An 18,926-nucleotide genomic window follows, 5' to 3' on the forward strand; every position below is an offset into this window, starting at 1 on the left:
GAGAGACCATGCTGCGCCGAACCCTCACTGCCTGCTTCGCCGTCGCGTCCTTCGGGTGGACGGTCTCCGGGGAGACGTCGGACCCGACCCTCGCCGCGCGCGATCTGCCGGCCGACATCGCGAGCGAATGTCGGCCGGCCGGCTGTGCGCGCGAAGGCGGCTACGTCACGCGCTGGATCGGCCGCGCACGGGCAGCGGACCTCTTTCTGGTCCTGAGAGAGACCTGCGAGTCCGAGGGATGCCCCGCCTGGCTCGTGCGGCGTGACCCGGCAGGGACGACCACCACGCTGCTCACCCTCTCCGGCGAGTTCCGCTTCGATACGGCCGCGGGCCCGTATCCGGCCGTGCACACGCGCACCGAGCTCACGGCGGCCTACGCGAGCTACAACCGCTACGAGTGGGACGGCACGCGCTACGTGCGCATGCACACCCGTCTGGTCCATCGCGTCGACGGCGTCGAGTGCGGGAACGAGACGGAATGCGATGCCGCGGCGCGCGAGGCGCTCGCCGGCGGCGCGCCCGATCGGGCCGTGCGCATCTGGCAGGAGGTGCACGGCGTCGCCTGGATCTGAACAGCAGCCCTACGGAACGTCCGCCCACATCGCGCGCGAGTTTCTCAGCGCGCCCGCCTAAGCGAGAATATCCGGCTTTCGCCCCGGACTCGGCAGAATGAGCATCAAGACTTACCGCGTACGCATCGAGCCGAGCGGCCATACCTTCGACGTCGCCGGCAACGAAACGGTGCTGGAAGCCGCGCTGCGCGCCGGTTTTACGCTGCCGTACAGCTGCCGCAACGGTTCGTGCGGCACCTGCAAAGGCAAGATCCTCGAGGGCGAGGTGGACTACGGCGTCTATGAGGCGAAGGCGCTCACCCAGGAGGAGCGCGCCGCGGGAAAGGCGCTCTTCTGCCAGGCCGTGCCGCGCTCCGATCTGGTCATCGAGGCGAAGGAGATCGGTCTCGTCAAGAACATTCCAATCAAGCTGCTTCCGGCACGGGTGGTCGCCATGGTGCGGCGCGCGCACGACGTCATGGTGCTCTCGCTCAAGCTCCCGCAGACCGAGCGCTTCAAGTTCCTCGCGGGTCAGTACATCGACATCCTGCTGAAGAACGGCGCACGCCGCAGCTTCTCCCTCGCCAATCCGCCACAGCAGGACAACACGCTCGAGCTGCACGTGCGGCACGTGCCGGGCGGGATGTTCAGCGGCCACGTGTTCGCCCAGATGAAGGAAAAGGACCTCCTCCGCTTCCGGGGCCCGCTCGGCATCTTCTTCCTGCGCGAATCCGAGCGGCCGGCGATCCTGGTTGCGGGCGGCACCGGGTTCGCGCCGGTCAAATCGATCGTGGAAGACGCGATCGCCCGGGGCGATACCCGACCGCTTCATGTCTATTGGGGCGCGCGCGCCCGGCGGGATCTGTACCTGGACGACCTCCCCCGGCGATGGGTGCGGGACCACCCCCACATCCGTTACATCCCCGTGCTTTCGGAGCCGTCGGCGGATGACGTCTGGAGCGGGCGCACGGGATGGGTGCACGAGGCGGTGCTCGCCGACCACCCGGACCTGAGCGGATGCGAGGTCTACGCCAGCGGGCCGCCGCCGATGGTCGAAGCGATCCGGGCCAGCTTCCTGGCGCGCGGGCTGCCGGAAGATCGTTTGTACTATGATTCCTTCGAGTTCGCCCACGCCGTCTGAAAGGAAGGAAACATGCGACTGACATTGCTCGCGTTTGCGGGTGCCGCGCTCCTGCTTGTCGGGTGCCGCGAATCGCCGCCGCCGGAGAAAACCGTATTCGAGCCCTACAAGCAGGCCGTGCGGAAGGCGAAGACCGTGGAAGGGACGCTCGCCCAGGCGGCCGAGCATCGGGCCGATCAGGCCGAGCAGGCGGAGACCAAATCGTCCTACTAGAGCGCCCTCAGCGCACGGCCCGCTGACGCGGAACGAAGCCCGCGCCGGACGGGACGACCGGGAGGCGCAGCTCCTCGCCGTAAAGCTCCAGGCCGCGCCGGTAGCAGGCGAGCGCGCGGTCTTTCTCGCCCAACCGCTCCAGAAGGGCACCGAGCTCGCGGTACGCTTCTACCGGGCCGCGCAGCGACAGGCAGCGCTCGAGGTAACCGCGCGCCTTCTGGTCCAGGCGGTTGTAGATGGCGAGTCGCCCAAGGGTGAGCATCAGCTTCGGATCGTCGGGGTGCGGCCCGAGCCAGGACTCGGCCGTCTCGAGCTGCTCGGCCGGCGTATCGGTTCGGACGTGGCCGTAGAGCTCGACCAGCGCTTCGTCCCATTCCTGCTCGATGGCCGGCCGCAGCAGCGCCTCGGCGCACCCCATTTCGTTCTGGCTGATCAGCTGGCGCGCATAAATCGCGATCAGGGCAGGGTGCCGGCGCAGTTGTTTGGGCACCGCGTTCCAGGCCTTCTTCAGGACCTCGAGCGAACCCGAAGGCAGGGTGAGCACGAGCAGTTCGCGGTGTGCGCGCAGCTCGAGCGCATCGATCTCCTTCGGGGTCATCACGCCCTGCTTCCGCAGTTCCGGCGCGAGATCGGCGAGATTGGTCCAGTCGCGCAACTCGAGATAGAGCTGCGCCAGCAGCTTTAGAACCTGTTTGTGACGGGGCGCCACGTTCCGGAGCTCGGTCAGCGTCGCGAGCGCCTGCTCGGACTGGTGCGCGATGTACTGGAGATTGGCCTGCGTCATCCCGATCGCCAGGTGGTGCTGCGGCGCCGCGCGGTGGGCGCCGGCGAGATACTCGTCGCGCTTCTCGATGTTTCCGTGGCCCTGGTTCGCGCAGGCGGCGCCGAGGTAAGAGAGCAGCGGAACTTCCGCGTGGCGCATGCTCGCCAGGAACTGCGCCTCGGACTCCGCCCAGTTACCCTCGGCCAGCCGCACGAGTCCCTGCGTGAGGGACTGACGCGCCTGCCTGGCGCTGCGGCGGTCGCGCCAGCGGCTCACGTCGCGCGGAATACGGAGAAGCCGCACCAGCAGATAAAGCGCGAGGAACAGCAGGACGGCGCCGGCCACGAAGAGCAGCAGGAACACCGTGAGCGACATCTCGATGCTCCACGGCGGGCGCGCAATGAGCACGTATCCGGGATGCTCCGTTGCATAGAGCGTCGCGAGGACCGCGACGAGGAGTGCGCCGATGACGACGACGACGATTCTCATGGCTCGCGCCGGCGCGACACCTTGCGCAGCATCTCGAGTGAGGCGGAGATATCCGGCATCTCGGTCATGACGGCTGTCGCGCGCAGCTTCTCGAGGTCGCTCTTGACCACCGCCACCGTCTGCGATTCCGGGTCGAAGTACTCCTGCACCCAGCCTTCCGCCGTCTCCAGGTTCTGCCGGTAGGTGGCGACATGGCTTTGCAGCAGCGCGTGCTGGGCGCCGAGGAGCATGAGCCGCAGGTTCTCGCGCACGAAGTACTGTTGCTCGGGCGGTAGAAGCGGCTTTTGCGCCGCCTCGTGATGACGGATGCGCACCAGGCTCAGGAGGTCGCGCCACATCTCCCGCGCGGGGGAGTCGCTCGCGGCGCCGGAATCGACCTGCGGCGCCTGGGCGACCGCCACCTGGAGCTCCCGGGCGAGCGGCAAGCGGTCGACGGTGTCCGCCAGCGTGCCGAGCTTGAGAGAGATGCCTGCGACGTCGGTGCGTTCGACCGACTCGAGGAGCGTGATCTCGCGCGCGAGCTCGCGGCGCACCGGCAGGAGCGCTGGGCTCGCGAGGAGCTCGATTTGCCGATCGGCCGCCCGCAACGCCGCAAGCGCCGAGCTTACGTCGCGTGCGAGCTGCAACCGGCGGTTCGCGATCAGCAGGAGCTGTTCCGCCTCGCTCACGATCCATTCCGCCCGATTGCGTCCGAGGTCCGCCTGGATCTTCTCGATCGCGGTTTTCATCGTGTCCTGGGTCTCGACCGCGAGGGCGAGCTGATCGCCGGCCTCCGCGAGCTTTTTCCTGAGGTCCTGGCTCTCGCTGTCCAGCCGGGCGAGCGTGCCGGTGACGTCCGCCTGCAGCAGATCCTGGCGCTGGTACACGAGCGTGTACCAGAGGTACCCCGTACCCAGCACGGCGATGGTCGCGAGGATGAGAGCGAGCCCGCTCGAGACGCGGCCGGTACGCGGCCGGTCGTCCGTCCGCTTGCCGGGACTCACGTCGGCGCGGCTGCGGTTGGAGGCCGGCGGGCTTTCCTTGTCGGATGAAGAGGGGGTCTGCTCAGCGTTCATGCGTCACCGGCCGCGAATGGGCGGATTATAGGGAAATTCATCCCGCCCGCCATGCCTGAATCGCTTCCAGTATAGCTTCGTCGCTCGCCTCCCGGGCGACGATCGGGGCGTGCTTGAAGCCCAGCTCGCGGCACGCCTCTGCGTGCGATTCCGCGAGGACGACGAGGGGCGTGCGCACGAGCCAGCTGCGCCCCGCCTTGCCCACCATGTCGTAGAGGTTGCGCAGGGCGTCGACGCTGGTCACGGTGACGATATCGATCTCGCCGCGCGCCCATCGGCGCAGCAGCGGCGTCGGATCCACGGCCGGGCGCACGCGTCGGTAACATTCGGCGTACTCCACGTCGGCGCCGCGCTCGCGCAGCGTGTTGCCCAGAAGCTCGCGGCCGCCGTCCCCCCGAAAGATCACGATGCGCTTTCCGTGGATGTCCGCGAGCGCGGGCTCCGCGAGCAGCGCCTCGCTGTCGAAGCGCCCGGCGGGCGTGATCGCATGTTCCATGCCGAAGTGCCTGAGCGCTCTTGCGCTCCCGCGGCCGACGCACGCGACCGTCACGTTTTCCGGCCAGCCGCGCCGCCGCGCGCGCACGAGATTCATGGCCTTCTCGACCGCGTTCGGGCTGATAAAGATCGCCAGGTCGAACCGCTCGAGGCGGTCGACGATAGCGAGGAGCAGTGCGTTGTCGATCGGCTCCGCGATCTCGATTACGGGAAAGCGAATGGCGCGCCCGCCCGCCTCTTCGATCAGGCGCACCAGGCGATCCGCCTGGTGCGCCGGTCGCGTGACGAGAACGCCCGTGCCGGCGAGGTCAGATGCCCCCACGGCCGTAGACCTGGTCGAGGATCGTCCGGGCGCCGCGCGCCAGCAGATCGTGCGCCAGCGCCGCGCCCAGGCGCTCGGCCTCGGACGCCGGCCCGCGCATCTCGCCCCGCACGATCCGGCTGCCGTCGGGGTCGCCGACCAGCCCGCGCAAGCGCAGCTCGCCGTCCGCGAGCTCGGCGTAACCGCCGATCGGCACCTGGCAGCCCCCCTCGAGGTGCGCATTGAAGGCGCGCTCGGCGCTGACGCAGACGCGGGTCTGTTCGTGTTCGAGGCCGGCGAGCAGCCGGTTGGTTTCCGCATCGTCCTCGCGGCACTCGATACAGATCGCGCCCTGGCCGACCGCCGGGAGGCTCTCCTCGGTCGAGAGGAAGCTCCGGATGCGTTCCCCGAAACCGAGCCGCTTGAGCCCGGCGGCCGCGAGAATCACCGCGTCGTACCCGCCCGCATCGAGCTTGGCAAGGCGCGTGTTCACGTTTCCGCGCAGGTTCACGACCGCAAGGTGCGGCCAGCGGGCGCGGAGCTGGCACTGCCGGCGGAGGCTCGAGGTGCCGACGCGCGCCCCGGGAGGGAGCAGGTCGACGCGCGCGTGGCGCGCCGAGACGAAGGCGTCCCGCGGATCCGCGCGCTCGCAGACGGCGGCGATGTGCAGGCCGGCCGGCAACGTGACCGTGAGGTCCTTCATGGAATGCACGGCGAGGTCGACGCGTCTCTCGAATAGCGCCTGTTCGAGCTCTTTGATAAAAAGCCCCTTGCCGCCCACGGTCGCGAGCGGGCGATCGAGGATGCGGTCGCCCTCCGTCGTGATCTTGACGAGCTCGACGGCGAGGCCGGGGTGGAGGCGCTGCAGACGATCGCGCACGTACTCGGCCTGCCACAGGGCGAGTGCGCTCTTGCGTGTACCGATGCGTAGGGTCTTCAAGGATGAAACCTGCGGGGCGAAAGCGGCTCTAAACCGGAATCCGCCATTATAAGGTCAATCCCGGCCGGTGCCGGGAGGGGTGAGTGCATGTTTGGACGTGTCTTCGGGATATGGCTCGCGCTCGTGGCTGGCGCGGCCTCGGCGACCGAGCTGCCGATGGCGAGCGACCTGCGCGCCGACGCGCGGCATGCCGCTCGCTACGGTACCCCCATACTGGTCTTCTTCGCGGCCGACTCCTGCCCCTTCTGCCACCAGGTCGAGGACCTGCACCTGCGCCCGATGCACGTTCGCGGTACCTACGGCGACAGGGTGTTGATACGTGTGGTGCGCACCGAGCGCGCACAGGCGATGACCGACTTCGACGGCCGGCGCACCGACCACGGCAGCTTCGCGCGGCGCGAGGGTGCGACGTTCACGCCGACGGTGCGGCTCTACGGCCCGGGCGGCCAGGAACTGGCACGCCCGATCATCGGCTACTCGGCCGATTTCTACTCCGGAATGCTCGAGCAGGCGATCGACGATGCGCTCGCCCGCTTGCGCTCGCAAGCGCAAGCGGGCAGCCCTTCCGGCTTCTAGCCGGCGGCGGCAACGGCCGGGCGGTTGCGTGCCCAGCGGCGGACCGCCGCGGTGTGGCGCCGGCTCACGTCGAGCTTCTTTTCCACGCCGCGCAGGGCGACCTGCCAGGTGCCGACCGGGCTTTTCTCGATTCCCTTGATGAACTGCGTGGCCACCAGCGCGTTGCGGTGAATGCGCAGGAACCGCTCGCCGAATTCCTTCTCGAGGTTGACGAGCGAATCCTCGATCAGGTGCTCCTCGGTGGCCGTCCGCACCACGACGTACTTGCTGTCCGCCAGGAAGTAGGCGATGTCCGGCACGGGGACGAGCCGGATGTTGCCGCGCAGGTGCACGCTGATGTGCGTGCGGCTCGGCATGTCCTTGCGCGCGTGGTGGATCTCCTGGATCTGGCGCATCGTGAGCTTGCGCGCCTTCGTGAGCGCGTTCGCAAGCCGGTCCTTGCGGATCGGCTTGAGCAGGTAATCGACCGCATTCACGTCGAACGCGTCGAGCGCGTGCTGGTCGTAGGCGGTCGTGAAGATGACGCTCGGGGGATGCTCCATTCCCATGAGGTGCATGGCCGCCTCCAGACCGTCCATGCCGGGCATTCGGATGTCCATGAGGAGCACGTCCGGGTTGAGCTCCGAGGCCTTCTCCACCGCTTCGGCGCCGTTCATGGCCTCGCCGATGACGGTATAGCCGCCGATGTCGGACAGGAGCTCGCGCAGGCGGTCACGGGCCAGCTTTTCGTCGTCTACGATCAACACTCTCATAGGTTTCCTCCACGTGTCGGCAGTACGACGGTCACGCGGAACACGCCGTTCTCCTCGCCGGCATCGAGCACGGCGGCGTCGCCGTAATGGCTCTGCAGGCGGGAACGAAGGTTCTCGAGCGTACGGCTTTCCGCCGCGGCCGACTTGGACTTGGTAGGGGGACAGGGATTAACGACCTGGATGTGGATTTTATCATTGTCCTCCCAGAGCCTGACGCCCACCGTCCCTCCCGACGGCCACGGCTCGATGCCGTGGTGGATGGCGTACTCCAGGAGCGGCTGCAGCGTCAGCACCGGCATCGCCGCCTTGCGCGGAAAGGTGCCGACCTCCCAGTCGACGTGCAGCCGCTGGTCCAGGCGCAGGGTCTCGAGCGCCACGTACTTCCGGGCCACATCGACCTCTTTCTTCACCGGGACCAGCATTTCGTCTTCGCTCAGCATCATCCGGAACAGGTCCGCCATGTCCTCGACCGCGCGCTCGGCCCGGGCGGGCTCGTTGCGCGTCAGCGAAGCGATGATGTTGAGTGCGTTGAACACGAAGTGCGGCCGGATGCGCGACTGCAGCGCCTGGATCCGGGCGCGCGCCTCCGACAGCGTGCGTTGCGTGAGCTCGTGCTTGTTCACGAGGTAGCGCAGGGCGAGCGCGTTGACGACCGCGCTCACCGTGAAGTTCTGGATGTGAAAATAGGCGTACCACTCGGGCCGGGCCGTGCTCAGCTGGCCCATGCCCCACAGCAGCCACAACGCGGCCTCGCTCACGGCGAGCGTCACGAGCAGGAGCAGCGCGTAGCTCATCAGCAGCGAGCGCGTGCGCGGCAGGCGGTTGAGCCACGGCCGGGCCTGACACAGGACGGCGACGCTCGTGAGCGCGATCCACTGTACGAACAGCGAAATCAGCAGCAGGTCCTGAAAGAGCGAGAGCGAGATGCGCCGAGTGACGAGCGTGATCACGATCGCCAGCATCTCGGCGATGATGGCGACGTTGATAACGACGTGGGCGGCGCAGAAGTCGGGGAGGAATTTGACTTCGACCGGGTCGCGCGCGGCGCCCTGCGCGGGCGTCTGGCCGACCAGCGAGTCGGCGACCCGTCGCGCGAACCCGCCCAGGGTCTGGCGAAGCGCCGAGAGCTCCATTACTGGCCCCGCACGATCGGCATCTTGATCTTCACGTGGTACTGCCCTCCCTCCTCGAAGGTCTGCAGGTTCGCCGTCGCGCCGAACTGCGTCGTCAGACGCTGGCGGGTGTTCTCCTGCGCGAGCTTGTTTCCCCGCCCGTGCGTGTTCTTGGGGAGCTCGGGAAGCGGGTTGCTGATGAGGATGTTGAGTGTCTCGCCCTCGGCCCACATGTCGATCTTGATGGTCCCGCCGGCGAAACGCGGCTCGATGCCGTGGTAGATCGCGTTCTCGAGCAGCGGCTGCAGGGTGAGCGCGGGGATCAGCGCCGATCGCGGGATATTGGGGCTTACGTTCCAGATGACGCTCAGGCGGTCGCCGAGGCGAATCTTCTCGATCTCGAGGTACTGCCGCGAGATCTCGCGCTCGGCCGAAAGCGGCACGAGCTTGCGCGCGTCGGCGAGCAGCACCCGGAAGAGATCGGCGAGATCGTGCAGCACGGCCTCGCCCTTCTCGGGGTTGCTGCGCGTGAGACTGGCGACGCTGTTCAGGCTGTTGAAGAGAAAGTGCGGGCGGATGCGCGATTGCAGTGCCTGCATGCGCGCCTCCTGCTGGGCGCGCGACTCGCTTTCAGCCCGGTGCTGGACCGCGAAGTAGCGCATGCCGAGTATTCCGATGATGCCGGCCACCATCAGGCTGCGCACGATGAGCGATTCGCGCCATGCCGGCCAGCGCTCGGGGATGAGCCCGAGGTCGTGCAGGGCGAAGATCATCCCGTCCGTGCCGATCGCCGTGACCAGCAGCAGGAGAAGCACGACCAGCAGCGCCCCCACGCTCACCGAGGTGCGCCGGAGCAGGGGCGCGGCGAGCTTGAGGATCACCACCGCGAACAGCGAAATCGAGATGGCGAAGGCGGACAGGAGGTTGAGGTCCTGCCAGGCCTGTTCGTCGAACACGGGGTTGCGACCGATCGTGATGATGATCGCGATGATTTCGGCGAGCAGGATGAACCGGATGGCCATGCCGAAGGAGCCGAAGTCCGGAAGAAAATGCTGCGGCGGGGCCGCATGAGCCTGTTCGCGTGGCATGGGGATGCTGTCTCTGGCGCCTCGGCTGAACCGGTCGTGAGTTCCCGCGGGAGCGTGGAACGGGAACGAGCCCAGGACGGGCGGTGTTTTAACGTAAAGGACGCAGTCTTCGCAAGGACGCCGCCCGCACCGCCCCTCGCGCCCAAGTATAGATTTGGCCGGCCACCCGCGGACCGGCGGCTCAGTACGCGCGCGGAAGGCGCGTCAAGTATACTTTGACCCCGTTGGCCGCCCACAAAAAAAACCCCCGTACGAGACGGGGGTCGGAAGACCTGATTCGGCATTCGGGGTGGGGGTGCACAAAGGAGAGTCCGAATCAGGCAGTCACTGTAGGGAACATAGCCCGGGAGGCCGGGGACAACAATGCAGGACCGATAATCGGGAGGCCGCCACGGATGGACGGCGGACGCGTCGCACCGGCGATACGGCCGCCTCGGCGCGGACGGTAGAGCGGACATGATCAAAGAAAAGCTTTGGGGCGGGCGCTTTACGGAAGCGACCGACGCCCTGGTCGAGCGCTTCACGAGCTCGGTCGATTTCGACCGCAGGCTCGCCCACTACGACATCGCCGGTTCCATCGCGCATGCGCGCATGCTCGGGCACGTCGGCGTCCTGACCGAAGGGGAATGCAACGCCATCCGGCGCGGACTCGAGCAGATCGAGGCCGAGATCGAGCGCGGCGAATTCGCCTGGAGCGCCGAGCTCGAGGACGTGCACATGAACATCGAGGCGCGCCTGACGCAGCGCATCGGCGAGGCGGGCAAGAAACTGCACACCGGCCGCTCGCGCAACGACCAGGTGGCGACCGATCTCCGGCTCTACCTGCGCGACGGCATAGACGCGGTGCTCGAAGCGCTGCGGGAACTGCAGGTCGTGGTCCTCGATGTCGCGGAGCGCGAGGCGGAAACCATCCTTCCCGGCTTCACGCACCTGCAGATCGCCCAGCCCGTGACTTTCGGCCACCACCTGCTCGCGTGGTTCGAGATGCTCACGCGCGACGCGGAGCGGATGCGGGATTGCCGCCGCCGGGTGAACGTGATGCCGCTGGGCGCCGCCGCGCTCGCCGGCACGAGCTTCCCCATCGACCGCGCGTACACGGCCGAGCTCCTCGGCTTCGAGGCGGTCGCCGAAAATTCGCTCGATGCCGTGTCCGATCGCGACTTCGCGATCGAATTCGTGCACGCCTGTGCGCTGTTGATGACCCACCTCTCGCGCATGTCCGAGGAACTGATCCTCTGGTCCTCGTCCCCGTTCGGGTTCGTCGAGCTCGCCGACGCCTACTGCACCGGCTCGTCGATCATGCCGCAAAAGAAGAACCCCGATGTGCCCGAGCTCGTCCGCGGCAAGACCGGGCGGGTCCTCGGTCACCTGGTCGGACTGTTCGCGATCATGAAAGGGCAGCCGCTCGCGTATAACAAGGACAACCAGGAGGACAAGGAGCCGGTCTTCGACAGCCTGGACACCGTTCTCGCCTGCCTGCGCGTCTACGCGGGCCTGGTTTCGACGTTGCGGGTGGGGCGCGAGCGGATGCGGGAGGCGGCGCGGCTCGGCTACGCGACCGCAACCGATCTCGCGGACTACCTCGTCCGAAAGGGGGTGCCCTTCCGCGACGCGCACGAGATTGTCGGCCGCGCCGTGCGGCACGCGATCGAAAGCGGCCGCGATCTCTCGGCGCTTACGCTCGCCGAGCTGAAGGAGTTCGGGCCGGGAATCGAGGCGGACGTGCAGGCGGTGCTCACCCCGGAGGGGTCGGTGCGGGCGCGTGACCACTACGGCGGGACGGCGCCGACGCAGGTGCGCGCCGCGCTGGCGCGGGCCCGCTCGCGGCTCGCGTCCGGGCCAGGCTGATGGCGGGAGGATGGCGGGACTGGCGCCCGTTTCCGGGCGCCGCGCGGGAGGCGCCGGAGCGCTTCGGGCGCAGGGCGAGCGACCGCCGCCACGGGGACCGGCGCACAGCCGGACGGCGGCGCACCGATCGCAGCCGCGTCGTCGGCTGGGAGGAACAGCGCGCCCAGTTCGTCACCCGTTACCTGTTCGGCACGCTCGGTCTCGCGTACTTCAATTGGGGCGAGCCGGTCGCGCGCAGCCTGGCGTACTTGTACGCCATCAACGTGGTTCACGTCGTTTACCTGGCGTTGACCACGGTTTACCTGGTACACGCCTGGCGCCACAGTCAGTCCGAGATGCGCCGGCGGCTGGCGATGTGGACCGACCTGGCCGGCGTCTCCGCCGCCGTGCTCGCCGACGCCAACGTCATGTCGCCGGCCTACCTGGTGTATCTGGTGATCATCCTCGGCAACGGGATGCGTTACGGTCTGCGGGCGTTTGCGGAGGCGGCGTTGGGCAGCTTTCTGCTCGCCCTGCTCGTGCTCGTGGTGCGGTTTCCGGATTACCTCCAGTCGCTGTCCGTGGTGTCGGTCTTCTTCATGCTGTTCGTGGCCATCATCGTTCTCTACTCGTACTCGCTCATGGTGAACATCGAGCGCGCGCACCGCACGCTCGAGGCGGCTAGCCGCAACGATGCCCTGACCGGGCTGCTCAACCGTCGCGGGCTGACGGAGCATGCGGAAGGCCTCTTCAAGTCGCTCGCGCGCGGGCAGGGCCCGGTGGCCGTGCTCTTCGCCGACGTCGACGGCTTCAAGGCGGTGAACGACGCCTACGGGCACGACGCGGGCGACGAGGTCCTGAAGCGCGTCGCCCACGCCATCACCGCGACGGTGCGCGCGTCGGATCTCGTGTCCCGGTTCGGGGGCGACGAGTTCGTGGTCATCATGCCGGAGACCAACCTGGACCAGGCCGCGGTGGTGGCGAAGCGCCTGCAGGCGGTTGTCATGGCCGCGGGCGACGGTCGCGTTTCGCTCAGCCTGACGATCGGGATGGGCGTCGCGCCGGACCACGGCGTGGACCTCGACAGCGTGATCAAGTGCGTCGACGCGGCGATGTACGAGGGCAAGCTGGCGTGCGGAAAGGCCGTCATTCGGCGCGTCGACGGGGTGGCGGTGGCGTGATGCGCGACCTGGACGAACTGAAGGAGCGCCTGCGGGCATTCGCGCGCGACCGGGACTGGGAGCAGTACCATTCGCCGAAAAACCTGAGCATGGCGCTCATTGTCGAGGCGGCCGAGCTCGTGGAACACTTCCAGTGGCTTACCGAGGCGCAGAGCCGCGCGCTGGCGCCGGAATCCCGGGCGGCCGTCGAGCAGGAGGTGGCGGATGTGTTCATTTACCTCGTCCGGCTCGCGGATCTGCTGGGAATCGATCTCATGGTAGCGGCGGAGCGGAAGATCGGGCTCAACGAAAAGAAGTATCCGGCCGATCGCGTGCGCGGGAGCGCCGCGAAGTATCACGCCTATGCCCCCGAGGCGCCCGGTTCCGTGCCGGACGACGGCCGGGACGGAGACTAGGCGCTCTTCGTGGTGCGGGCGAGAAAAATGCAGGCGGGAGGGGGATCATGAGCGATGCGGAAGACGAGGTATCAAACGAGGGGCCCTACAACTGGCTCTTACAGGGCGACCGTCGGCGCGACGAGCGCCGCCGGGCCGCAGAACGTCGCGGTGACCTGCGCTGGGACCCGCGCCGCAGGGAGCGGCGTTCGGGCAAGGACCGCCGGCGCGCGGACTAGCCTATGCGCGCCAGAACGCGGCGAGCAGGTTTTCCGAGCGCGCTTGCAGCGGAAACTGCACGCGCCGCAGGTAGTCGAGAATGTCGGAGATCGGCTCGAAGTCCTGATAGAGCTGCCGATAGAGGCGGCGTCGGTTGGGGTTGATCTCGAAGTCGGCGGAGCGCCAGAAGGCGGTGCGCCCGTGAGCCGTGTAGTAGTCGAGCTCGCCGCGGGCCTCCACGCGCTCGCGAAAGAGCCCGGTCATGAACAGGGTGTAGTCGCCGATGTGTCGGACTATCGAGCTCTCGACCGCGGCGCGTGATCCCGCTTCCTGCGCCTGCTGGCAGGCGGTGAGCATGTCCACGATGTGCTCGAGGGGCCGCCCCTCGTCGTCGCGCAGGGAATACAGCGCGCGGGTCTGGGCGAAGCGGGTGAGGACATCGCTGACATAGTCGACTGCCTCGCTTTTTCCGAGGCCGCGGGCCTGGAAGCCCTGTTCGAGCTGGTGACGGAAGAATTGATGGAGCGTGGGCAGCCGCATCCGAAGCCTCCGTGAATCTACCGATTGGACCTCTCGTTAACGGACAATATCCGTCCCGGCGCCCGGTGGACTCGATGCGACGCCGACCCCGTCGGCGTTTGCCCCACGGGGGCCGTCCTTCATTCAAGAGTATAGGAAAACCACGGAAGCGAAAATGAAACGCGGCGTCGTCTGCCTGTCCCTCTTGCTGATCACCGCCATTCCTGGCTGCGCCGAGCGGGAGGAGGGGCTGCACGCCCGGGTGGCGCGGCTCGAGAGCGAGCTCGCGGAGGCGCGTGCGCGGCTCGACGAGAGCGGTGCGGCGATCGGCGAGCTCCGCGAACGTCTCGAACGGCACGAGGCTGCGCTCGACTCCCTCACGGCGGAGCTCGTGACCGTGAAAGTCGAAAGAGACAAGCTCAGGCAGGAGGTCACGGCCTTGAGACGGAAGGGTCGCTGAGCGCGCTTGAAACGGGCCGGCCGTTTCCCCATTTTCGGGTCGGGCAACGCGGGGTGAACTCGCTATGAACGTAATCTCGCCCGGAAGCGAGCGTCGTTTTGGCGAAGGGTCTCGCGTTGGCCTCTCGCGCCGTACGCGCAGGGCAAACTGAGCCATGGACCGGTTTGTCGAATACATTGCGGGTTCTGCAAGTACGAGGAGACCGGCCTTGGCGTCGGTCGCGGCCGCGCGGCGTTTCCTTTTCTGAAGCTTTGCCGGTGCGACAACTGCAGGACGATCGGCAGCGCGTGGATCACGAAAAGGCGATTCCCCGGTGCGCCGGCTGCTATCACGATGCGATCACGCTGCTCGAGGACGACACCCGGCGGGTCAACTGTCCCAAGTGCGGCGAGTCCGCTCGTCTGACGCCGCGGGACGGCGAGTGGCAGTAGCCCCGCCGAAGCGGGGCGAGTAAGCTACGGCCCATTCCCCGGAGGCCCGCTTGCCCGTCGACAGAGTAGTCATCGCGCTCGCCGTGCTCGTGGTGGCGCTTGCGGCGTGTGGCAAGAAGGGGCCGCTGTACCTTCCCGCGCCCGCGCAAACCTCGTCCGCCGCAGGCGACGCCGCCGTTCCGCCTTGAACCCCTTCGGTTATCGCAACGGCAGGCTTCACGCCGAAGACGTCGATCTCGCCGACCTCGCGCGCGAGACCGGCACGCCCTGCTACGTCTATTCCCGTTCCGCCATCGAGGAGCGCTGGCGCGCGTTTGACGAGGCCTTCACCGGCCGCGACCATCTCGTCTGTTACGCGGTGAAGGCCAATTCCAACCTCGCGGTGCTCGATGCACTTGCCCGGCTGGGCAGCGGATTCGACATCGTTTCGGGCGGCGAGCTGGAGCGCGTGCTCGCGGCGGGCGGTGATCCCGCTCGTACGGTGTTCTCCGGCGTCGGCAAGACGCCCGAGGAGATGCGCCGGGCCCTCGAGGTCGGCATCGCGTGCTTCAACGTGGAGTCCGAACCGGAGCTCCAGACGCTCAACGCGGTCGCCGGCGCCGTGGGTCGACGAGCGCCCGTCAGCCTTCGGGTCAACCCGGATGTCGACCCCGCCACTCACCCGTACATCGCGACGGGGCTGAAGGAAAGCAAATTCGGCATAGACATCGCCGCCGCGCGCGCGGTCTACCGCCGGGCACGCGGACTGGAACATATCGTCGTCAAAGGCGTCGCCTCCCACATCGGGTCGCAGCTCACCGACGTTTCCCCGTTCGTGCTCGCGCTGGAGCGTGTCATGGAGCTGGTGGGAGATCTGATGGACGACGGGTTCGACCTCGAGCATCTGGATCTCGGGGGCGGGCTCGGCATCCGCTACGCCGACGAAACGCCGCCCGAGCCGGTCGACTACGCGCTGGCGCTCCTCGACCGGCTGCAGCGATTCGGGTCGCGCTACCAGCGGCTGAAGCTCCTCATCGAGCCGGGGCGCGCAATCGTCGGGAACGCGGGGCTGCTGCTCACCCGGGTCCTCTACCTGAAGCACGCAGCCGACCGGAGCTTCGCTGTTGTCGATGCCGCGATGAACGACCTCCTGCGCCCTGCGCTCTACGACGCGTGGCACGACATCGCGCCGCTCCAGCTCGACGAAAGCCGGGAGCGGCGCGTCTACGACATCGTCGGCCCCGTTTGCGAGAGCGGCGATTTCCTCGGTCATGCGCGAGAGCTGGCCATCGCGCCCGGCGATCTCCTCGTCGTCGCCTCGGCCGGAGCCTACGGCGCGGTCATGAGCTCGAACTACAACACCCGCCCGCGCGTGCCGGAAGTGATGGTCGACGGTGACCGCTACCACGTGGTACGTCGGCGCGAAAGCGTGTCGGACCTGCTCGCCCCGGAGTCGCGGCTGCCCGGGTGAAGTTGCCCGCGCCGTGTTGGCGGCCGATACTGGCCTCATGGAGCGCCTCCCCGAGCCCGAGCTCATGGACGACCCTGCGCAGGCGCTCGCGTACGCCCGCGCCGATTTCAGCGAGCCCCACGAGGCCTTCGTGCGTCATTTTCGCGAACGTTTCCCGGGGCACGCGCCCGCACGCGCCCTCGACCTCGGCTGCGGTCCGGCGGACGTCACCTGTCGTTTCGCCCGTGCCTACCCCCACACCGCGGTCCTCGGGGTCGACGGGGCGCCGGCCATGATCGAGATCGGGCGCGAGGCGGTGAAGCGCGCCGGGCTTGCACGGCGCGTGGCGCTCGTCGCCGGCCGCCTGCCCGGCGCGGACCTGCCCGCCGGGGCTTTCGATACCGTGATCAGCAACAGCCTGCTCCATCATCTCGCCGATCCCGCCGTGCTCTGGGGGGCGATACGGTTGTACGCGGCTCCGCGGGCCGCGGTTTTCGTCATGGATCTTCTGCGCCCGGCCTCGTCCGCGCACGCGCGTCGCCTCGTCGATCAGTACGCGGCCGGCGAAACCGAGATCCTGCGGCGGGATTTTCACAACTCGCTGCTCGCTGCTTTCACTGTCGACGAGATCCGCACGCAACTCGACGAAACCGATCTCCCGTTCACGGTGGACGTCGTCAGCGACCGCCACGTCGCGATCCACGGGCGGGCGCCGTGACGGGTTTCGTCAACCCGAGTGAATCCGAGATCCGGGCGCTCCTGGAGCGCATCGAAACCATCGCGGTCGTCGGGCTCTCGCCGAACCGCGAACGCCCGAGCCATCGCGTGGCCGCGGCGATGAAGGGTTTCGGCTACCGCATTGTCCCCGTGCGACCGGGGACCGAGTCGGTGCTCGGGGAGCGCGCCTACGCCGATCTGCGCCAGGTCCCGCATCCGATCGACCTCGTCGACGTGTTTCGTGCACCCGAGCAGGTCGAGCCGATCGTCGATGCGACGATCGAGCGCCAGATCAAGGCGATCTGGTTTCAGGAGGGCGTCGTGAACGAAAGGGCGGCGCAGCGAGCGCGGTCGGCGGGGCTTTTCGTCGTCATGGACCGCTGCGTATACCGGGAGTACGTGTCACTCTTTGGCGACCGACCGAGGGACCGCGCGGGCCGGCCGTCCGGGTGACCCGTCGGCGCCAGCGCCCCCAGGTGACGAGCAGCCGGCGGTTGAGGCGGCGGGCGACGGGAAAGTCCACGGCCAGCAGCGCGAGCCCCAGCGGCAGCATCCAGTAGCCGAGCACCGGCAGGAACCCGAAACAACCTCCGACCACCAGCAACAGGCCGACCGTCTTGCGCAACCAGTGGTTGTGCGACGTGCGCAGCGCGTGAAAGCGTCGAAGCAGAAGATTTTTCATGGCGTCGCGCTCACTATTCCCGTTTGCGGGCAGCGGAGCAAGCGGTAAGCTACGAAAATGCTGTTGCCTTTCACGAAGATGCAGGGCGCGGGGAACGATTTCGTCGTGATCGACGGTGTTTCCCGCGCGGTCTCGCTGACTCCCGAGCAGGTCCGGCGGCTGGCCGACCGGCGTTTTGGCGTGGGTTGCGACCAGGTGCTGGTCGTGGAGCCCGCCCGGGCTTCGGGGGCGGACTTCGGTTACCGCATATTCAACGCCGACGGGGGCGAGGTCGAGCAGTGCGGCAACGGCGCCCGCTGCTTCGTGCGCTTCGTCCGCGACAAGGGGCTCACCGCCAAGGACGAGATCGTGGTGGACACGCGCGGCGGCCGTATCCATCCGCGAGTGAGCCCGGACGGCGGCGTGAGCGTGAATATGGGCGTCCCGCGCTTTCTGCCCTCCGAGGTTCCCTTCGTCGCCGACACGCCGGCACTCGTCTATCCTTTGGAGGTGGAAGGCGGCGCGTACGAGGTGAGCGTTCTCTCGGTCGGTAATCCGCACGCCGTGATGCTGGTGCCGGACGTCGACACCGCCCCCGTCGCTACGCTCGGACCACGGATCGAGCACCATGTGCGCTTCCCGAACCGGGTGAACGTCGGCTTTCTCGAGATCCGCAGCGCGACCCGCGCGCGTCTGCGTGTCTGGGAGCGCGGCGTGGGCGAGACGCTCGCCTGCGGAAGCGGAGCGTGTGCGGCCGTCGTGGCGGGTCGCCGTCTCGGGCGGCTTGGTGATACTGTAGAGGTGGCCGTGCGCGGCGGCACGCTGAGCGTGGCCTGGGCGGGGGAGGGGGAACCGGTGTGGTTGACCGGCCCCGCGACCACGGTGTTCGAAGGCACCATCGAGCTTTGACGATGACTCAGAACGTAACGAGCGACGAACAACAAAGCGAGCTGTCCTGGGAAGAGGCCGTCCGCCGTTATCTCGAAGAGCATCCCGACTTCTTCCAGCGCCATCCGGAAACCCTCGCGCGCCTGCATCTGCGCCACGAAACGGACGGCCGGACGATCTCCCTCATCGAACGCCAGGTCCGCGTGCTGCGCGAAGAGAACGCCTCCCTCGCGCGGCAGCTGCAGGAGCTCGTCGCGATCGCCCGCGAGAACGACGTGCTCGCCGCGCGCCTGCACCGCTTTGCGCTCGCCATGGCGGACAGCGCCTCTCTCGACGACGTCTTCGACAACGCGCACGAGATGTTGCGACGGGAGTTCAAGCTCGACGCCGTGGCGATCGTCTGCCGGGGCGAAGCGCCGCCCGCGTTCGCGCGCCCGGAGTTCGTCGGCGACGATCCCCGGCTGAGAGCGGCTCTCGAGCGGCACGGCGGCGCGAAGCCGGAGTGCGGCGCCGGCTTTGACGAAAGCCTGATGCGCTATCTTTTCGGCGAACGCGCGGCGGAAGTGCGCTCAGCGGCCCTCGTCGCGCTCGGAACGAATCCGACCGTCGGGCTGCTCGCGCTCGGTGCCCACGACCCGCACCGCTTTCATGCCGCGATGGGCACGGTGTACCTCGCCAAGATCGGCGACATCATCATGCACAGCATCGCGCGCTTCCTGCCCGCGCGCTGAGGCCTTACCGCCG

General features: G+C 68.0%; 25 protein-coding genes. 16 read left to right on the forward strand and 9 right to left on the reverse strand.

The window, feature by feature from the left end; all coding sequences use genetic code 11:
- Positions 1 to 8: 8 nt before the first annotated feature.
- From SVA_RS02410 to SVA_RS02420, 3 genes are all read left to right on the forward strand, one after another.
- Positions 9 to 572, forward strand: coding sequence for a hypothetical protein (locus SVA_RS02410; RefSeq protein WP_096458291.1), 564 nt, complete (start codon positions 9 to 11; stop codon positions 570 to 572).
- A gap of 97 nt (positions 573 to 669) precedes the next feature.
- The gene (locus SVA_RS02415) at positions 670 to 1,692 is read left to right on the forward strand and encodes a CDP-6-deoxy-delta-3,4-glucoseen reductase (RefSeq protein ID WP_096458294.1); all 1,023 of its coding nucleotides are present in this window, start codon (positions 670 to 672) and stop codon (positions 1,690 to 1,692) included.
- A gap of 12 nt (positions 1,693 to 1,704) precedes the next feature.
- Positions 1,705 to 1,905, forward strand: coding sequence for a hypothetical protein (locus SVA_RS02420; protein ID WP_148665356.1), 201 nt, complete (start codon positions 1,705 to 1,707; stop codon positions 1,903 to 1,905).
- A gap of 7 nt (positions 1,906 to 1,912) precedes the next feature.
- On the opposite strand, the gene SVA_RS02425 is transcribed toward SVA_RS02420, so the two are convergent.
- The 4 genes from SVA_RS02425 to hemC are packed head-to-tail and all read right to left on the reverse strand — an operon-like array spanning position 1,913 to position 5,948.
- The gene (locus tag SVA_RS02425; protein WP_096458299.1) at positions 1,913 to 3,157 is read right to left on the reverse strand and encodes a heme biosynthesis HemY N-terminal domain-containing protein; all 1,245 of its coding nucleotides are present in this window, start codon (positions 3,155 to 3,157) and stop codon (positions 1,913 to 1,915) included.
- Positions 3,154 to 4,212 carry a uroporphyrinogen-III C-methyltransferase gene (locus SVA_RS02430; RefSeq protein ID WP_096458302.1) on the reverse strand — a complete coding sequence of 353 codons (1,059 nt, stop codon included), beginning with the start codon at positions 4,210 to 4,212 and terminating at the stop codon, positions 3,154 to 3,156. Before SVA_RS02430 ends, SVA_RS02425 begins: the two co-directional genes overlap by 4 nt.
- Before the next feature lie 37 nt (positions 4,213 to 4,249).
- A complete protein-coding gene (locus SVA_RS02435; protein ID WP_096458305.1) occupies positions 4,250 to 5,029 on the reverse strand; it encodes a uroporphyrinogen-III synthase in 780 nt (259 codons plus the stop codon).
- A complete protein-coding gene (hemC, locus tag SVA_RS02440) occupies positions 5,016 to 5,948 on the reverse strand; it encodes a hydroxymethylbilane synthase (RefSeq protein ID WP_096458308.1) in 933 nt (310 codons plus the stop codon). The genes SVA_RS02435 and hemC overlap by 14 nt, the downstream gene beginning before the upstream one ends.
- An 87-nt stretch (positions 5,949 to 6,035) precedes the next feature.
- Here hemC and SVA_RS02445 point away from each other — a divergent pair, with 87 nt between their 5' ends.
- Positions 6,036 to 6,524, forward strand: coding sequence for a thioredoxin family protein (locus tag SVA_RS02445; RefSeq protein WP_096458311.1), 489 nt, complete (start codon positions 6,036 to 6,038; stop codon positions 6,522 to 6,524).
- Here the strand turns inward: SVA_RS02445 and SVA_RS02450 are convergent.
- The 3 genes from SVA_RS02450 to SVA_RS02460 are packed head-to-tail and all read right to left on the reverse strand — an operon-like array spanning position 6,521 to position 9,476.
- Positions 6,521 to 7,276, reverse strand: a complete 756-nt coding sequence (locus SVA_RS02450; RefSeq protein WP_096458313.1) for a LytR/AlgR family response regulator transcription factor — start codon at positions 7,274 to 7,276, stop codon at positions 6,521 to 6,523. The two genes, SVA_RS02445 and SVA_RS02450, sit on opposite strands and share 4 nt — an antisense overlap.
- On the reverse strand, positions 7,273 to 8,409 hold the full coding sequence (locus SVA_RS02455; protein WP_096458316.1) for a sensor histidine kinase: 1,137 nt from the start codon (positions 8,407 to 8,409) through the stop codon (positions 7,273 to 7,275). Before SVA_RS02455 ends, SVA_RS02450 begins: the two co-directional genes overlap by 4 nt.
- Positions 8,409 to 9,476 (reverse strand): sensor histidine kinase, encoded by a 1,068-nt coding sequence (locus SVA_RS02460; protein ID WP_096458319.1) that lies wholly within the window; start codon positions 9,474 to 9,476, stop codon positions 8,409 to 8,411. The genes SVA_RS02455 and SVA_RS02460 overlap by 1 nt, the downstream gene beginning before the upstream one ends.
- 456 nt (positions 9,477 to 9,932) lie before the next feature.
- On the opposite strand from SVA_RS02460, the gene argH reads away from it, so the two are divergent.
- Genes argH through SVA_RS19645 form a run of 4 tightly spaced genes read left to right on the forward strand, consistent with a single transcriptional unit; the run spans position 9,933 to position 13,097 of the window.
- Entirely contained in the window at positions 9,933 to 11,324 is a 1,392-nt protein-coding gene (gene argH / locus SVA_RS02465; RefSeq protein ID WP_096458322.1) for an argininosuccinate lyase, read from the forward strand.
- Positions 11,324 to 12,484 (forward strand): GGDEF domain-containing protein, encoded by a 1,161-nt coding sequence (locus SVA_RS02470; RefSeq protein WP_096458325.1) that lies wholly within the window; start codon positions 11,324 to 11,326, stop codon positions 12,482 to 12,484. Before argH ends, SVA_RS02470 begins: the two co-directional genes overlap by 1 nt.
- The gene (locus tag SVA_RS02475) at positions 12,484 to 12,879 is read left to right on the forward strand and encodes a nucleotide pyrophosphohydrolase (RefSeq protein WP_096458328.1); all 396 of its coding nucleotides are present in this window, start codon (positions 12,484 to 12,486) and stop codon (positions 12,877 to 12,879) included. Before SVA_RS02470 ends, SVA_RS02475 begins: the two co-directional genes overlap by 1 nt.
- 47 nt (positions 12,880 to 12,926) lie before the next feature.
- Complete coding sequence (locus tag SVA_RS19645) at positions 12,927 to 13,097, forward strand: hypothetical protein (RefSeq protein ID WP_169923935.1); 171 nt, start codon at positions 12,927 to 12,929, stop codon at positions 13,095 to 13,097.
- 1 nt (position 13,098) lies between these two features.
- Here SVA_RS19645 and SVA_RS02480 read toward each other — a convergent pair whose 3' ends face one another.
- Positions 13,099 to 13,617: a hypothetical protein gene (locus tag SVA_RS02480; protein ID WP_096458331.1), complete on the reverse strand. Its 519-nt coding sequence runs from the start codon at positions 13,615 to 13,617 to the stop codon at positions 13,099 to 13,101.
- A gap of 154 nt (positions 13,618 to 13,771) precedes the next feature.
- On the opposite strand from SVA_RS02480, the gene SVA_RS02485 reads away from it, so the two are divergent.
- The 6 genes from SVA_RS02485 to SVA_RS02510 all read left to right on the forward strand — a co-directional run bounded on the left by SVA_RS02485 (position 13,772) and on the right by SVA_RS02510 (position 17,086).
- The gene (locus SVA_RS02485; RefSeq protein WP_096458334.1) at positions 13,772 to 14,056 is read left to right on the forward strand and encodes a hypothetical protein; all 285 of its coding nucleotides are present in this window, start codon (positions 13,772 to 13,774) and stop codon (positions 14,054 to 14,056) included.
- Positions 14,057 to 14,313: 257 nt separating this feature from the next.
- Positions 14,314 to 14,487, forward strand: a complete 174-nt coding sequence (locus SVA_RS19650; protein ID WP_169923936.1) for a hypothetical protein — start codon at positions 14,314 to 14,316, stop codon at positions 14,485 to 14,487.
- Positions 14,488 to 14,537: 50 nt separating this feature from the next.
- Complete coding sequence (gene lptM / locus SVA_RS02495) at positions 14,538 to 14,675, forward strand: LPS translocon maturation chaperone LptM (RefSeq protein ID WP_096458340.1); 138 nt, start codon at positions 14,538 to 14,540, stop codon at positions 14,673 to 14,675.
- On the forward strand, positions 14,672 to 15,937 hold the full coding sequence (lysA, locus tag SVA_RS02500; protein WP_096458343.1) for a diaminopimelate decarboxylase: 1,266 nt from the start codon (positions 14,672 to 14,674) through the stop codon (positions 15,935 to 15,937). Before lptM ends, lysA begins: the two co-directional genes overlap by 4 nt.
- A gap of 37 nt (positions 15,938 to 15,974) precedes the next feature.
- Positions 15,975 to 16,634 carry a class I SAM-dependent methyltransferase gene (locus SVA_RS02505; protein WP_096458346.1) on the forward strand — a complete coding sequence of 220 codons (660 nt, stop codon included), beginning with the start codon at positions 15,975 to 15,977 and terminating at the stop codon, positions 16,632 to 16,634.
- Positions 16,631 to 17,086 carry a CoA-binding protein gene (locus SVA_RS02510; RefSeq protein WP_096458349.1) on the forward strand — a complete coding sequence of 152 codons (456 nt, stop codon included), beginning with the start codon at positions 16,631 to 16,633 and terminating at the stop codon, positions 17,084 to 17,086. The genes SVA_RS02505 and SVA_RS02510 overlap by 4 nt, the downstream gene beginning before the upstream one ends.
- Here SVA_RS02510 and SVA_RS02515 read toward each other — a convergent pair.
- Entirely contained in the window at positions 17,004 to 17,315 is a 312-nt protein-coding gene (locus SVA_RS02515) for a hypothetical protein (protein WP_179948805.1), read from the reverse strand. The genes SVA_RS02510 and SVA_RS02515 overlap by 83 nt on opposite strands.
- A 57-nt stretch (positions 17,316 to 17,372) precedes the next feature.
- Here SVA_RS02515 and dapF point away from each other — a divergent pair, with 57 nt between their 5' ends.
- Positions 17,373 to 18,203: a diaminopimelate epimerase gene (gene dapF, locus SVA_RS02520; RefSeq protein ID WP_096458352.1), complete on the forward strand. Its 831-nt coding sequence runs from the start codon at positions 17,373 to 17,375 to the stop codon at positions 18,201 to 18,203.
- 2 nt (positions 18,204 to 18,205) lie between these two features.
- Positions 18,206 to 18,913, forward strand: coding sequence for a DUF484 family protein (locus SVA_RS02525; RefSeq protein WP_096458355.1), 708 nt, complete (start codon positions 18,206 to 18,208; stop codon positions 18,911 to 18,913).
- Positions 18,914 to 18,926: the final 13 nt, after the last annotated feature.

Origin of the sequence: Sulfurifustis variabilis (genome assembly GCF_002355415.1) — a bacterium.
GTDB classification, from domain to species: Bacteria; Pseudomonadota; Gammaproteobacteria; order Acidiferrobacterales; family Sulfurifustaceae; genus Sulfurifustis; species Sulfurifustis variabilis.

Bases quoted from the DNA above. Each gene is read 5' to 3' on its own strand.
- SVA_RS02505 (WP_096458346.1), top strand. From the start codon at position 15,975: ATGGAGCGCCTCCCCGAGCCCGAGCTCATGGACGACCCTGCGCAGGCG.
- SVA_RS02415 (WP_096458294.1), top strand. From the start codon at position 670: ATGAGCATCAAGACTTACCGCGTACGCATCGAGCCGAGCGGCCATACC.
- SVA_RS02420 (WP_148665356.1), top strand. From the start codon at position 1,705: ATGCGACTGACATTGCTCGCGTTTGCGGGTGCCGCGCTCCTGCTTGTC.
- SVA_RS02430 (WP_096458302.1), bottom strand. From the start codon at position 4,212: ATGAACGCTGAGCAGACCCCCTCTTCATCCGACAAGGAAAGCCCGCCG.
- argH (WP_096458322.1), top strand. From the start codon at position 9,933: ATGATCAAAGAAAAGCTTTGGGGCGGGCGCTTTACGGAAGCGACCGAC.
- SVA_RS02455 (WP_096458316.1), bottom strand. From the start codon at position 8,409: ATGGAGCTCTCGGCGCTTCGCCAGACCCTGGGCGGGTTCGCGCGACGG.
- dapF (WP_096458352.1), top strand. From the start codon at position 17,373: ATGCTGTTGCCTTTCACGAAGATGCAGGGCGCGGGGAACGATTTCGTC.
- SVA_RS02475 (WP_096458328.1), top strand. From the start codon at position 12,484: ATGCGCGACCTGGACGAACTGAAGGAGCGCCTGCGGGCATTCGCGCGC.
- SVA_RS02525 (WP_096458355.1), top strand. From the start codon at position 18,206: ATGACTCAGAACGTAACGAGCGACGAACAACAAAGCGAGCTGTCCTGG.
- SVA_RS02460 (WP_096458319.1), bottom strand. From the start codon at position 9,476: ATGCCACGCGAACAGGCTCATGCGGCCCCGCCGCAGCATTTTCTTCCG.
- SVA_RS02450 (WP_096458313.1), bottom strand. From the start codon at position 7,276: ATGAGAGTGTTGATCGTAGACGACGAAAAGCTGGCCCGTGACCGCCTG.
- SVA_RS02445 (WP_096458311.1), top strand. From the start codon at position 6,036: ATGTTTGGACGTGTCTTCGGGATATGGCTCGCGCTCGTGGCTGGCGCG.
- SVA_RS02515 (WP_179948805.1), bottom strand. From the start codon at position 17,315: ATGAAAAATCTTCTGCTTCGACGCTTTCACGCGCTGCGCACGTCGCAC.
- SVA_RS02410 (WP_096458291.1), top strand. From the start codon at position 9: ATGCTGCGCCGAACCCTCACTGCCTGCTTCGCCGTCGCGTCCTTCGGG.
- SVA_RS02480 (WP_096458331.1), bottom strand. From the start codon at position 13,617: ATGCGGCTGCCCACGCTCCATCAATTCTTCCGTCACCAGCTCGAACAG.
- SVA_RS02485 (WP_096458334.1), top strand. From the start codon at position 13,772: ATGAAACGCGGCGTCGTCTGCCTGTCCCTCTTGCTGATCACCGCCATT.
- SVA_RS02425 (WP_096458299.1), bottom strand. From the start codon at position 3,157: ATGAGAATCGTCGTCGTCGTCATCGGCGCACTCCTCGTCGCGGTCCTC.
- SVA_RS02470 (WP_096458325.1), top strand. From the start codon at position 11,324: ATGGCGGGAGGATGGCGGGACTGGCGCCCGTTTCCGGGCGCCGCGCGG.
- SVA_RS19645 (WP_169923935.1), top strand. From the start codon at position 12,927: ATGAGCGATGCGGAAGACGAGGTATCAAACGAGGGGCCCTACAACTGG.